This is a genomic window from Actinobaculum suis, from assembly GCF_900102025.1.
In the GTDB taxonomy this organism is placed as follows: domain Bacteria; phylum Actinomycetota; class Actinomycetes; order Actinomycetales; family Actinomycetaceae; genus Actinobaculum; species Actinobaculum suis.
The window spans coordinates 55994-68857 of the sequence record NZ_FNAU01000008.1; the positions used below are offsets into that span (position 1 = coordinate 55994).

The window sequence follows — 12864 nt, forward strand, 5'->3', positions numbered from 1 at the left end:
CAGCCGCGCGGTTACCGGGAAGGGCCGGCATGTAACTAGGGCAACGAGCACTAGTGCGGCCAGTGGCGGAGCTCTATGTTCGCACGAGAAAGAAACGCCCAAAAAACACGCCGTCCCGAACAGCCTTAAATCCAGCGTTAATCAAAATGCGTACTACTCTGGTAGCGTGCGGAAATTCCTTCCGTGACAGCGAAGTCTCAAGGAGAGGAACACTATGAAGGCAGCACGTTATTACGGTAACCGTGATATTCGGATCGAAGACATAGAACCGCAGCCCTTACTGCCGGGCACGGTTCGTATTGACGTGGCATGGTGCGGTATCTGCGGTTCCGACCTGCACGAATATTTGGACGGCCCGATCTTCTGCCCGCCCAAGGGCCACCCGCAGCCAATTTCTGGGGAGGAATGCCCGGTCACGCTCGGCCACGAGATGTCCGGCGTCGTTGCTGAAGTAGGCGAGGGCGTAGAAAAGGTAAAGGTAGGGGACCACGTAGTGGTGGAACCGTACCTGATTTACGACGACGTAGACACCAGCGAAAAGTCCACCACCTACCACCTTTCGAAGGATATGAACTTCATTGGTCTGGGTGGCGGCGGCGGTGGCCTCTCCGAAAACATCGTGGTCAAGGAACGTTGGGTGCATAAGATCCCGGATTCGATTTCACTGGACGAAGCAGCGCTCATCGAACCGCTTTCGGTGGCAGTGCATGGCGTGCTCGACCGCGGGGAAGCGAAGAAAGGGCAGTTCGCGCTGGTGGGCGGGGCTGGCCCGATCGGGGTGCTGTGCGCGGCGGTCCTCAAGGCCGTGGGATGCACGGTGGCAGTTTCGGAGCTTTCGCCAAAACGGCGTGAAATGGCGCTGGAAGCTGCGGGCGTGGATTATGCCTGGAACCCGAACGAAGTTGACATCGTGGAAGAAGTGCAGAAAGCAACCGGCGGGAAGGGTGCCGAGCTGGCTTTCGAATGCACTTCGGTAGACGCGGTGCTCAACCAGCTGATTGCGGCGCTCGGGCCGCGGGGTGTGCTCGTAAATATGTCAATCTGGGGCCACCGCCCGCAAATCGACATGCATTCCGTAGTCATGAAAGAAATTGATGTGCGCGGGGTGATCGCCTACGTGAATACGCATCCGAAGACGATCGAGCTGGTCGCTTCCGGAAAGATCAACCTCAAGCCGTTCATCACCCGCAAGATCAACGTGGAAGACCTAGTAGAGAAGGGCTTCGAAACCCTTATCCACCACAACGAGGATCAGGTGAAGATCCTTGTTTCCCCGAACGGGCAAGGCGAAGACTAAACGCTTAGCCCTGGCTAAGAGTGCGCTACTGGCGCGAGCGTACCGCCGCAAAATGTGCGGTACGGCGAGAAGCTAGCGCTAACGCCAAAAAGGAATAACGTGCGCCGCGAGGGCGCGGGCTGCGGCTCGCCCCTCGCGGCGCGGGCTTTAATAAAGCCGGGCTTTACTACAGTCTGGCTTTACAGCCTGGCTTTATAGCACACCTTTATAGCCCGCCTTTACCGCCCGCCTTTACCGCCTACCTTTCCCGCCCGCCTTTATAGCCCGCGCATTTCGGCGGTTATGGCCGGCCAGGCGTGGGAGTGGGCGCGGCCGAATTTCTGGGCACCCAAGAAAATGCCGGCTTTGCCCAGGTCTGGGTCTACCCAGATAAAAGAACCCGAAATACCAAAATGGCCAAAAGTGCGGGGAGAGAAATCATCTGCCAACCAGTGCGGGCGTTTATGACCGCGAATTTCGCAACCCAAACCCCACAAATTGTCTTCCTGATAGCCATAGCCAGGCAAAATCCCCGGTAGGCCCGCGTACTGGGCGCTTTGTGCGTAGCGTGCCAGCGGCTCCGAAATTAGTTGTGGATCCATTAGTTCGCGCACAAAAAGCCGCAAATCTTGCACATTAGAAAAAGCGCCGTGCGCGGGCGAACCGCGCAATTCGGAAGAAACCATGCCGAGCGGGCGAAATACGGAATCATGCACCCAGGTAGCAATCGGCATGCCCACCCGCTCCTCCACGTAACGGCCCAGCACTTCATAGCCATAGTTCGAATACACGCGCCGCTCGTACAGGCCGTGCGCGGGTGGGGTTATTGGCGCATCGGTACCCGGGCCCCACGCCTGGCCCATATCGGATTCCTTTCCGTAAGCGTAACGGGTGAGCCGGCGGGCGCCGTCGATCCGACGCCGAAACTCCCCATCCACCGGAAGCCCGGAAGCGTGCGCGAGCAGCGCGCACACGGGAAGCTGCCACGCCGTAACTTCATCATCTAGATCTAACTTGCCCGCTTCGATCGCCACCAAAACCGACCAGGCCACGATCGGCTTGGTAACCGAAGCTAGCGGCCACACGACTGCTGTGTCCGAATCCCGATAGGTGAGTTCGCCGCCGCGCTGCACCACCCCGAGAGAATGTTTGAAGGGGAGGGTATCCGAAGCCAGGCGTGCACGATTCATGAGGTTATTCTTCCACGCGCGGCGGCTGCCGGGCAGCGCTCTCGGGTCGCAGTTTTGTGGTACCCAGCGCCCGGCGCGCGGCGTTCGGTTAGTACGAACCCGGGCGGTGCCTAGCGCGCGGCGCGCGGCCTGGTACGTAGCTGAGCTGGGGCAATGCTCGGTGCAGGGTTGGTGGCACGCGGCGTTTAGCAGGTAGTAAACAAGCAGGACTAAAGTCTGAGAAAAATGAGGCCTGGCGAATAGGCTCTAAGCCACAAACCAGACCGCTTTCGAAGGAGAAGGAGGCACTATGGTGACTTCTACCGCGGGACTAGTGGGCGTGCTGATAGCCGCTATCCTGCTCATTGTTTTTCTGATTGTTGTCCTCAAAATGCACGGCTCGATCGCGCTGACGATTGCTGCCATCGCCGTCGCCCTCGTTACCGGCGTGAAACTCTCAGACGTGGGCGACCTGTTAGAAACCGGCGTGGGTGGCACGCTCGGCTTCCTGGTGCTGATTATTGGCTTTGGGGCTGTGCTTGGCAAAATGCTGGAAGTTTCGGGCGGTGCGGAACGGCTCGCAAACACTATGCTGCGTGTTTTCGGAGAAAAACGTGCCCCGCTAGTTATGTCCCTGTTGGGGATTATTGCCGGCATCCCGGTTTTCGTGGAGGTCGGTTTTGTGCTTTTGGTGCCCCTCGTTTTCGTGGTGGCCCGCCAGGCTGGAATGAGCAAGCTACGTATCGGCGTGCCACTAATTATTTCGCTCATGTGCGTACACTGCCTGCTTCCGCCCCACCCGGCTGCCACCGCAATTTCTAATACTTTGGGTGCCGATATTGGCCAGGTAATTATGCTCGGCCTGCTCGTGGCCCTGCCGGCTTCGCTGATTGGTGGGCCGCTGTACATGCGCTTCGCGGACCGCTGGTTCGCGCGCCAGGAAGCCAAAGCCGAAATCCGTGCCGAATCCCTCGCCGAAAACCAGGCTGAAATCCATACCGAAAGCAGCGGGCGGCACGCTGCGCCGCAAACCCCGGCGCGGGAGCTACCCGGCTTCGGGATTACTTTATTTACGATTTTGCTGCCGTTGCTTTTGATGATCGGCAAGACTATTACCGAGGCCACGCTGCCGGAGACGCATGCCTTGCAACACGCTTTTGCACTGGTAGGGCACCCGATTATTGCCTTGTTGCTCTCTACGCTTTTCGCCTATTGGTCGCTGGGATTGCACCGGGGTGCTTCGCTCAGTCAGCTTTCGGAAGTAACGGATTCTTCCTTCGGGCCGATTGCGGGCGTGCTGCTAATTATTGGTGCGGGCGGGGCTTTCAATGCGGTACTTACCGAATCAGGAGTGGCGCCGGCTTTGGCGGAAGCACTCGGAAACCTGCCGGTAAGCCCGGTGATTATTGCCTGGCTGATCGCGCTGGTTTTGCACTTTGCGGTCGGTTCGGCCACGGTGGCGATGATTTCCGCGGCCGGGATTGTGCTTCCGATGCTCACTACCAACCCGGATTTGAATCCGGCGGTGCTGGTTTTGGCGGTGGGTGCCGGGGCGATGGGGCTCACGCATGTTACGGATTCCCTGTTCTGGCTGTACAAGGAATACATGGGGATTTCGGTAGGCCGGGCCTTGCAAACCCTCACCGTTGGTACCACGATCGCTTCCGTGGTAGCCCTCGGCGGGGTGCTTATTTTGCACCTAGTTATATAACGACGCCGGCCGCCACCGTATCTGGCACGCCCGGACGGCGTCGTACCCGCTATCGCCGGTAGATAACCGGTGCATCGTACAAAGAGGCAAATCGCCAAAAGCACAAAAGCATAAGGGCGCAAAAGAACCAAGAACTAGAAAGGAAAACTCCCATGACGCAAACACCACAAACCCCAGAATCCAGCTCCGCGAACGCTGCTTCGCCCGCCGCCGCTAATACCGCCGCTAACCCGGAACCCAACCAGGCGAACTCCGCTCCGCAGCAGGTACTTGGCAAAGACCTTTCCGCGTGGGTGGCCGAATATCCGCTTCTGGAAACGCTCATGAATTATCAGGAGACCGCGTGGTTTAACCCGAAGGTCACCGGTGTTGCGGAAGGGTTGGAGCACGTGGGCCTATCCGCGGCGGATGTGGCAGATACGCGGCGCCGGCTCCAACGCTGGGCGCCTTATTTGGCGCAGGTGTTCCCGGAGGCGCGGGCTACGGGCGGGATTTTGGAATCCCCACTGGTATGCGTACCAGATTTTAAGGCGCGCTTGGAAACCCACTACGGCCAGGAAATTTCGGGCCAGTTGTGGGCGAAACTGGATTCACACCTGCCGATTTCGGGTTCGATTAAGGCCCGCGGCGGCGTGTATGAAGTGCTCAAACATGCCGAAGATATTGCGCTCAAACACGGGCTGATAGAACTGACGGACGATTACCGCGCCCTGGATACGCCGGCCGCGCGGGAAGTATTCGGCCAGTACAAAGTGGCCGTGGGTTCTACCGGAAACCTCGGCCTTTCCATTGGGATTATGAGCGCCCAGCTCGGCTTCCAAGCGTTTGTGCACATGTCTGCCGATGCCCGGCAGTGGAAGAAAGATAAATTGCGCGCGCACGGTGTTACCGTGGTCGAATACGAATCGGACTATTCGGTCGCCGTTGCGGAGGGCCGCAAACAAGCCGAATCGGATCCTTCCATGTACTTCGTGGACGACGAAAATTCCACCTCCCTATTCTTGGGATATGCGGTTTCCGGGGCGCGGCTGGCCGGCCAGCTGCAAGCCCTCGAAGTTACGGTGGATGAAGAACACCCGCTGTTGGTCTACTTGCCGTGCGGGGTAGGTGGGGGCCCGGGCGGCGTGGCTTTCGGTTTGAAGTCCGTGTTCGGAGAAGCTGTACGTTGCATTTTTGCGGAGCCAACCCACTGCCCGTCCATGCTGATAGGCGTAATGACGGGCCAGCACGATAAAGTTTCCGTGCACGATTTCGGGATCGATAATGTGACTGCGGCAGATGGTTTGGCCTGCGGGCGGCCTTCCGCTTTCGTGGGTGAACACATGCAGCACCTGGTGGATGGTTACTATACGGTGGACGACGCCGAAATGTACCGGCTCGTGGCCCTCTGTGCCGAAACCGAAAACCTGCGCATGGAACCTTCATCAGCCACGGCTTTTGCCGGCCCGGCACACATTCTTGGCAGTGGCGAAGCCGCTACCGCTTACCGGGAACGCCTCGGGCTCACGCCCGAAAAACTGGCCCGGGCCACCCACCTGGGTTGGGTGACGGGTGGCAATATGGTGCCCCAAGCTGAAATGGACGATTACATTAGCCGCGGCAAATCTTTGCTCTAAACGGCGTCTTTGCTGCGCCGGGCGGCGCGGAACGGCGTCGCCCGGGCATGCACGCAGGAAAGCCGATATACGGTGACTCTGGCGGCAAGCGGCGGGCGTCGCCCGGGCACGCACACAGGAAAGTGCCTGGGCGCGCGGACTGATTCGCGGCGCCGGGCGAGCCGGCGCGCTAAAGTGGTATGAATACAGCTAGGCGGGCGGCTATATCGCAGTTGAGCCCAGAGGGGCACTTATAGCCACCCGCGGACGCACAAAGGAGAAACATGCTTGATATTCGCCTCGTTCGGGAAAACCCGGATGCAGTTCGTCAATCGCAGGAAAAGCGCGGCAACGATCCGGCACTGGTTGATGCCCTGTTGCAAGCCGATGAAGCGCGCCGGGCCGCGCTGAATGCTTTTGAAACCGCGCGTGCGGAACAAAACGAAGTATCTCGCTCTATCTCCAAGGCCTCCCAAGAAGAACGGCCGGCAATCATTGCCCGGGCCAAGGAACTTTCGGAACGCGTCAAGCAACTGGAAGAAGCTGCGGATGTGGCCGAAAAGGCTTATGTGCATGCCAATTCGGTGATTGAAAACCCGATCCTGGAAGGCGTGCCGGCCGGTGATGAAACCAAATCGGAAGTAATCGAAACTATTGGTACGCCACGTGATTTCGCGGCGGAAGGTTTCACGCCGAAAGACCATCTAGACGTAGCCGAAGGTTTTGACGCCATCGATATGGCCCGCGGCTCTAAGGTATCCGGTTCGCGCTTCTACTACATGAAGGGGATCGGGGCCCGGCTGGAATGGGCGCTGCTCAATATGGCCATGGACCAAGCTCATGAGCACGGCTATCTGCTCATGAATACGCCTACGATCGTCAACCCTGATATTATGGCCGGCACCGGCTTCTTGGGCGAACATTCGGATGAAATCTACTATCTGAATGCGGACGATCAATATTTGGTGGGTACTTCGGAAGTAGCTTTGGCCGGCTACCACAAGGATGAAATCATTGACCTTTCGAATGGCCCCCTCCGTTACTCCGGATTTTCGGCCTGCTACCGCAGGGAAGCGGGTTCCTACGGGAAGGATACGCGCGGAATCATCCGCGTCCACCAGTTCAATAAGGTGGAAATGTTCGTGTTCTGCCGGCAGGAAGACGCCGTAGCTGAACATCAAAAGCTTTTGGCGATGGAAAAGGAAATGTTGGCCAAGGTGGAACTGCCGATCCAGGTGCTCAATATTGCAGCGGGGGATTTGGGCTCTTCTGCCGCACAAAAGTTTGATTGCGAAGCTTGGCTACCCAGCCAGCAACGCTATATGGAAGTAACTTCTACTTCGAATTGCACTACCTACCAGGCCCGGCGCCTCAATATTCGGGAACGTACCGAAAAAGGTACGCGAACAGTAGCTACGCTCAACGGCACTTTGGCTACTACCCGCTGGCTCGTGGCCATGTTTGAAAACCACCAGCAGGCAGACGGTAGCCTCTACATTCCGCAGGCAATGCGGCCCTACCTGGGCGGCCTGGAAGTAGTAGAACCGCTCGGCCGGGAAGAATAAATTAAACAGGAGGGAGTGCTTTTCGCTTTCGGGAGGATAAACATTGTTTGTCAGCGTTTTTGACATGTTCAAGATCGGGATTGGGCCTTCTAGTTCGCACACCCTCGGCCCGATGAAGATCGGCAAACAATTCGTAGATGAGCTGCAAGAGCAAGGCTTGCTCACACGGGTGGATAGCGCCGTCGTCGACCTTTACGGTTCCCTTTCCGCCACCGGAAAAGGGCACAATACTGACCTGGCGATCACGCTGGGTTTGGCCGGCGAAGAACCGGAAACTGTGGATGTGGACGCTATCCCGCAGTTCATGGCACAAGTGCAGGCCACCGGCCGGTTGAAACTGGCCGGTACGCAAGAAGTGAGCTTCCCGGAAGAAGCGATTCGCTACCGCACCGAAACTCTACCTTTGCATGAAAACGGGGTCACGCTAACCGCGTATGCGGGCACCGAAAAACTGTATGCGAATACGTACTATTCGATCGGTGGGGGCTTCACGGTGGATGAGGCACATTTCGGGGCGCCCGCGGTAAACGAAGTGGAAGTGCCCTACCCGTACAACAGTGCGGCAGACGTGCTCGCATTTTGCGAACGGGACGGTATTTCCATTTCGGAGATGCAGTGGCGCAATGAGATAGCGGTGCGGCCGGCGGAAGAAGTGCGGGCGCATTTGCGTGCCATTTGGAACGTAATGCAAGAAAATATTCGCCGCGGCACCAGCGTGGAAGGGCCTTTGCCCGGGCCGTTGCAGGTGCCGCGCCGGGCCAAAGCCCTCTACGAACGCATCAGCAAGAAGCGGGATAAAAGTGACCCGCTGCTCGCAATGTCGTGGCTGAACGTGTACGCGATGGCGGTCAATGAAGAAAATGCGGCCGGGGCGCGCGTGGTCACTTCGCCCACGAATGGGGCGTGCGGGCTGTGCCCTGCTGTGCTCGCTTACTATGATGCTTTCTTCGGCCCCACGGATGAAGAAAGCCGCGGCCGGTTTTTCCTCAACGCTTCGGTGATTGGCGCGCTCTACAAAATGAACGCTTCGCTTTCTGCGGCGGAGGTTGGTTGCCAAGGGGAAGTGGGCGTGGCCTGTTCCATGGCCGCTTCTGCCTATGCTGAGCTGCGCGGCGCCGACCCCGAAAAAGCGTGCAATGCCGCCGAAATCGGGATGGAACACAACCTTGGCCTCACTTGCGACCCGGTGAATGGCCAAGTGCAAGTGCCCTGCATTGAACGCAACGCTATGGGCGCGGTGAAAGCCGTGAACGCGGCCGCGCTGGCCATGCTGCGAGATTCCGATCCCATGGTAGGGCTCGACGCCGTAATCACCACCATGTACGAAACCGGCAAGGACATGCACCCGGACTACCGGGAAACTTCCCTGGGCGGGCTCGCCCGCAACGTGCCGTGTGCGTAAACGAGCTGTGGCGCACAGCCGGGCGCCGATTAGCTCCCATTTACCCAGAATTTGGGATTAACCCCGTATCCTTGAGGTATGACACGTGTAATCAAGAATTGGTTGACGGACATGGACGGCGTGTTGATCCACGAAGAGGTTGCACTGCCGGGCGCCGTCGAATTTATTGAGACTTTGCAGGAAAAGGAGTACCCCTACCTGGTGCTCACCAATAACTCGATTTTCACGCGGCGCGATCTTTCCGCGCGTCTGCACGCCGCAGGCTTGCAGGTGCCGGAAGAAAACATTTGGACTTCCGCGAGTGCTACCGCTAATTTCTTGGCCCAGCAGGTGGAGAATAAGCGGGCGTACGTGGTGGGAGAAGCCGGGTTGACGACGTCGATGTACAACGTGGGTTTCATTATGACCGATGTGAACCCGGAAGTGGTGGTGTTGGGGGAGACCCGCACGTATTCGATCGAGTCTTTGACCACGGCGATCCGGCTTATTGAAAAAGGAGCGCGGTTCATTGCCACCAATCCGGATGTGACCGGGCCTTCCGAGCACGGCCCGATTCCGGCCACGGGTGCGGTAGCTGCCATGATTACCGCTGCCACCGGCCGCAAGCCCTATTACATAGGCAAACCGAACCCGGTAATGCTACGGGCCGGCCTGAACTTGGTAGGCGCCCATTCGGAGGAAACCGCTTTGGTAGGCGACCGGATGGATACGGATATTTTGTGCGGTATGGAAGCCGGCTTGCAAACGCACTTGGTGCTTACCGGTTCTTCCACGCTAGAAGACGTGCAAAAGTTCCCCTACCGGCCCGATTACATTCGTAATTCGATCGCCGATATCGTGGAACTTCTCTAGCTCACAACGTGTTAATTCGCGAACGTCCAGCTAGCTGGCCAGAACGCTCCCAGCCTGCTAGCGGATAGCTTGCTAGCGAATAGCCTGCCCGCTCCAGCCTGTTAGCAAATAGCTTGCACGCTCCGGCCTGTTAGCAAATAGTTTGCTGGCTGGTGGCTTGCTAGCAAATAGTTTGCTAGCGGATAGCTTGCTAGCGGGTGGCTTTCTGATTGTGCTGCGGCGCCGGGCCCTTAGCCTGGCGCCTTTCTAGTCTCTGCCAAACCTGTATGCAAACCGGACCTTAGCCCGGCTATGCAAACCGGCCCCTAGCGCGGCGTATTTACGTGAACTCGAGAATAACGGGCACGTGGTCGGAAGCGCCTTTGCCTTTGCGTTCTTCGCGGTCGATCCAGGCCGCCGAAAAATCTTGGGCGAGGGGCTGGCTAGCCCACGCGAAGTCAATCCGCATTCCGTGATTTTTCGGGAAACGTAGCCGCTGATAGTCCCAGAAAGTGTATTGGGCGCCGCTTGCCTGCCGGCTCAGTTCCACCAGTCCGGGTGCCGCCCCTTGGCTTTGCCCGAAGGCATGGAAAGCAGCGCGTTCTTCCGCGCTCGTATACATCTTTATTTCTTGCGCGAACAGTTCCGGATCCCATACGTCTGTATCTTCTGGGGCCACATTCCAATCCCCGCCCAACAAAATTCGGGCTTGCGGGCGCGCCGCCAACTCGGCCTTGACGGCTGTATTCAGCTTTTCTAGGAACTCCAGTTTGTAGTGGAAATGCGGATCCCCATAAGCGCGGCCATTGGGCACGTAAATACTCCACACCTCGATGCCGGTTTCCTTCTCCGTACCGCCCACCTTTTCCGTATCGCCCACCCGCGCGCCGATCGCCCGCGGTTCCACCACGGGAGTAGCCAGCAGAGCACCGCTAGCATCTTGTTTCGCAAAAGCCGGTTGGCCGGGGAACTGGGTTTGCACTTCAGAAATCCCAACACGGGAAATGATAGCCACCCCGTTCCACTGGTTCAGGCCTGCCGCAGCTACCTCGTACCCGGCTGCCGCAAAAGCATCAACCGGGAACTGGTCCGGCCGGCATTTCGTTTCCTGGAGGAGGAGTACGTCTAGGTCCCAGCGGTCTAAAACATCCAGGGCCCGTTCGGTGCGGGCCCGCACTGAATTGATATTCCACGTAGCAATGCGCACGCGCCCATCCTAGCCGCACCAGGATTTTAGGACTATCGGTTAGCTCGTGCCCGCGCAGCTAGAGTGCCCGCGCAGCTAGAGTGCCCGCGCAGCTAGAGTGCCCGCGCGGCTAGGGCAACTGCACAGCTAAGGTTCCCGCGCGGGCTAAGGTACCGGCGCGGGTGCGCGCCGGGCGGGTATGGGCGGCTAGGCTTAACCGTATGGGAACAGCATTGATTACGGGCGCGAGCTCCGGTTTGGGCCGCGAATTTGCTTGGCAACTGGCTGCAGAACGCAATGACCTCGTTTTGGTGGCCCGCAACCGGGAAGCTTTGGAAACCGTGGCGGAAGAAATCCGGCAGGTGGCGAATGTAAAGGTAGAGGTTTTCCCGGCAGACCTCGCTAAGCGGGAAGATGCCATCCGCGTGGGTGAACGCGTAGCCGATACGGCCCGCCCGATCGGTTTGCTGGTAAACAATGCGGGCTTCGGATTAGGGCAAGATTTTGCTACCGGCAGCCTGGAACAGGAAGAGAATGCGCTCGCGGTAATGGTGCGAGCCGTAATGATCACCTGCCACTATGCGGCCCGCGAGTTTTCCCGGCGCGGCTACGGCGGCATTATCAATGTTTCCTCACTAACCGCCCTTACCGCGCAAGGTTCTTATTCGGCCCATAAATCCTGGGTGCGAACATTTTCGGAGGGTTTGGCGGTAGAACTGGCCCCGCACGGAGTATCGGTAACCGCGGTCATGCCGGGCCTGATTCACACTGATTTCCATCGGCGTTCGGCTGTAGATAGTACGCAGTGGCCGGAGATTGCTTTCATACCTGCCGAAAAAGTGGTGAATGCTGCTCTTGAAGCTTGCCGGCGCCGCCGGGTGCTGGTAACTCCCAGCCTGCTATATAAGACCGCTGCCGGTATAGCTCGCTTGGCGCCGCGCAATTTGGTTCGCAAATTTGCGGGGCCAGGCCTTTCCGGCCGCGGGAAGTAACCACAGGCACGCACAGCGCGCGCCCACCTACGGCCATTTGCCGCCGAAGGGTTGGGTGGCTGGTTGGGTAGCTGCCGGCACGCACAAAGCCCGCGCCTTGCCCGGTGCTTATAGTTAGGCAACACCCTGCCCGGTACTTACAGCGCCGTGGCTCCCATAATGGAGTTGAAGATTTCTTCGCCCGGGAATTCCGTGCCGTTTTCGGCTTCGGCCGGTAAAACAATCTGCGGGGTGGCGGTTTGGTCGTACACGCTCGTCGTCGTTAACGAAAACGCATTACCATCAACCTCGGTACCTCGAAAAGTGTACGAAACGCCTACGGATTCGAAAGTTTCCTTATTTACCAGGATTTGCATGGAAGAATCGGCCCCGGAAATCTTCATGCCCTGGGCTTCTGCATCTTTCATGCTTTCGAGGACGAACGGGCTCACGGGTCCGCTAATCAGATACGCCTCCGCGTTTTCTTTCACCTGGTAGAGAGCCGGATCGGCGAACAAATCGAGCTCGCCCGAACTAGGCACGGCAAGGCTGCCACTTTCACTAAGTAAACGATCGAAATCAGTGGCGGAAAGCGTTCCCTTCATCCACATCCCCAAGGCTTTCGCATACAACTTCACCTGCCCGTCCGGGGTAGCGGCAAGATAACCCTCGATATACAGATCCTGCCCGGATGCCTCACCTAGCGAATCGACGGGAATATCGGCCAGGGAATTCATGTCTATCGTGGTGCGCATAATTTTTGCTTGTGCATCAACTTCGTATTCCACCGGGATTGATACGGAAACAAAACCGACCGTAGGGTCCGTGTATTCAAAAGTGGTGACCGTGGAAGTTGCCATGGAACGGGCAAAAATATCGGTGGTGGTAGGCCACTGCGCGGCGTCGGCCTTGGTGCGCTGAAGTATTTGGTCAATAACTTGCTGGGCCGCTTCACCTTCCACCAGCTGGTAGTTTGCCGCGTCTTCGAAACTTGGCAGGTTCTGCGCTTCATCGGTGGCGGTACGCGGGAAGGTGCCCTGCGCGGCCGGGGCTTGTGCGGTTTCGAACAGTTCCCCGCTCCCCGTGTTCGCACAACCGCTGAGCCCCATGAGTGCCGCGGCTCCCACCGCCAAGGTTTTCTTGAGCTTCGCCATTGCT

The 12864-nt window shown here is 58.2% G+C and carries 10 protein-coding genes; 7 read left to right on the plus strand and 3 right to left on the minus strand.

Going from position 1 to position 12864, the window contains the following annotated elements:
* The first annotated feature begins 214 nt into the window (after positions 1-214).
* On the plus strand, positions 215-1297 hold the full coding sequence (locus BLT47_RS05465) for a 2,3-butanediol dehydrogenase (RefSeq protein ID WP_074662551.1): 1083 nt from the start codon (positions 215-217) through the stop codon (positions 1295-1297).
* 257 nt (positions 1298-1554) lie between these two features.
* Here BLT47_RS05465 and BLT47_RS05470 read toward each other — a convergent pair whose 3' ends face one another.
* Positions 1555-2466, minus strand: coding sequence for a serine hydrolase domain-containing protein (locus BLT47_RS05470; RefSeq protein ID WP_074662553.1), 912 nt, complete (start codon positions 2464-2466; stop codon positions 1555-1557).
* A gap of 289 nt (positions 2467-2755) precedes the next feature.
* On the opposite strand from BLT47_RS05470, the gene BLT47_RS05475 reads away from it, so the two are divergent.
* The 5 genes from BLT47_RS05475 to BLT47_RS05495 all read left to right on the plus strand — a co-directional run bounded on the left by BLT47_RS05475 (position 2756) and on the right by BLT47_RS05495 (position 9570).
* Complete coding sequence (locus BLT47_RS05475; protein WP_074662556.1) at positions 2756-4156, plus strand: GntT/GntP/DsdX family permease; 1401 nt, start codon at positions 2756-2758, stop codon at positions 4154-4156.
* 152 nt (positions 4157-4308) lie between these two features.
* A complete protein-coding gene (locus tag BLT47_RS05480) occupies positions 4309-5772 on the plus strand; it encodes a D-serine ammonia-lyase (RefSeq protein ID WP_083330094.1) in 1464 nt (487 codons plus the stop codon).
* A gap of 263 nt (positions 5773-6035) precedes the next feature.
* Entirely contained in the window at positions 6036-7316 is a 1281-nt protein-coding gene (gene serS / locus BLT47_RS05485) for a serine--tRNA ligase (protein WP_074662559.1), read from the plus strand.
* A 43-nt stretch (positions 7317-7359) separates the two neighbouring features.
* Positions 7360-8718: an L-serine ammonia-lyase gene (locus tag BLT47_RS05490; protein WP_256332543.1), complete on the plus strand. Its 1359-nt coding sequence runs from the start codon at positions 7360-7362 to the stop codon at positions 8716-8718.
* A 78-nt stretch (positions 8719-8796) separates the two neighbouring features.
* Positions 8797-9570: an HAD-IIA family hydrolase gene (locus BLT47_RS05495; protein WP_049619517.1), complete on the plus strand. Its 774-nt coding sequence runs from the start codon at positions 8797-8799 to the stop codon at positions 9568-9570.
* A gap of 319 nt (positions 9571-9889) precedes the next feature.
* Here BLT47_RS05495 and BLT47_RS05500 read toward each other — a convergent pair whose 3' ends face one another.
* A complete protein-coding gene (locus tag BLT47_RS05500; RefSeq protein WP_074662565.1) occupies positions 9890-10756 on the minus strand; it encodes an exodeoxyribonuclease III in 867 nt (288 codons plus the stop codon).
* A 200-nt stretch (positions 10757-10956) separates the two neighbouring features.
* Between BLT47_RS05500 and BLT47_RS05505 the strand changes: the two genes are divergently transcribed.
* Positions 10957-11727 carry an SDR family NAD(P)-dependent oxidoreductase gene (locus tag BLT47_RS05505; RefSeq protein WP_074662568.1) on the plus strand — a complete coding sequence of 257 codons (771 nt, stop codon included), beginning with the start codon at positions 10957-10959 and terminating at the stop codon, positions 11725-11727.
* A 137-nt stretch (positions 11728-11864) separates the two neighbouring features.
* Here the strand turns inward: BLT47_RS05505 and BLT47_RS05510 are convergent, their stop codons facing one another.
* Positions 11865-12860 (minus strand): hypothetical protein, encoded by a 996-nt coding sequence (locus tag BLT47_RS05510; protein WP_049619519.1) that lies wholly within the window; start codon positions 12858-12860, stop codon positions 11865-11867.
* Positions 12861-12864 lie beyond the last annotated feature (4 nt).

Bases quoted from the DNA above. Each gene is read 5' to 3' on its own strand.
- BLT47_RS05480 (WP_083330094.1), top strand. From the start codon at position 4,309: ATGACGCAAACACCACAAACCCCAGAATCCAGCTCCGCGAACGCTGCT.
- BLT47_RS05495 (WP_049619517.1), top strand. From the start codon at position 8,797: ATGACACGTGTAATCAAGAATTGGTTGACGGACATGGACGGCGTGTTG.
- BLT47_RS05465 (WP_074662551.1), top strand. From the start codon at position 215: ATGAAGGCAGCACGTTATTACGGTAACCGTGATATTCGGATCGAAGAC.
- BLT47_RS05510 (WP_049619519.1), bottom strand. From the start codon at position 12,860: ATGGCGAAGCTCAAGAAAACCTTGGCGGTGGGAGCCGCGGCACTCATG.
- BLT47_RS05475 (WP_074662556.1), top strand. From the start codon at position 2,756: ATGGTGACTTCTACCGCGGGACTAGTGGGCGTGCTGATAGCCGCTATC.
- BLT47_RS05505 (WP_074662568.1), top strand. From the start codon at position 10,957: ATGGGAACAGCATTGATTACGGGCGCGAGCTCCGGTTTGGGCCGCGAA.
- BLT47_RS05470 (WP_074662553.1), bottom strand. From the start codon at position 2,466: ATGAATCGTGCACGCCTGGCTTCGGATACCCTCCCCTTCAAACATTCT.
- serS (WP_074662559.1), top strand. From the start codon at position 6,036: ATGCTTGATATTCGCCTCGTTCGGGAAAACCCGGATGCAGTTCGTCAA.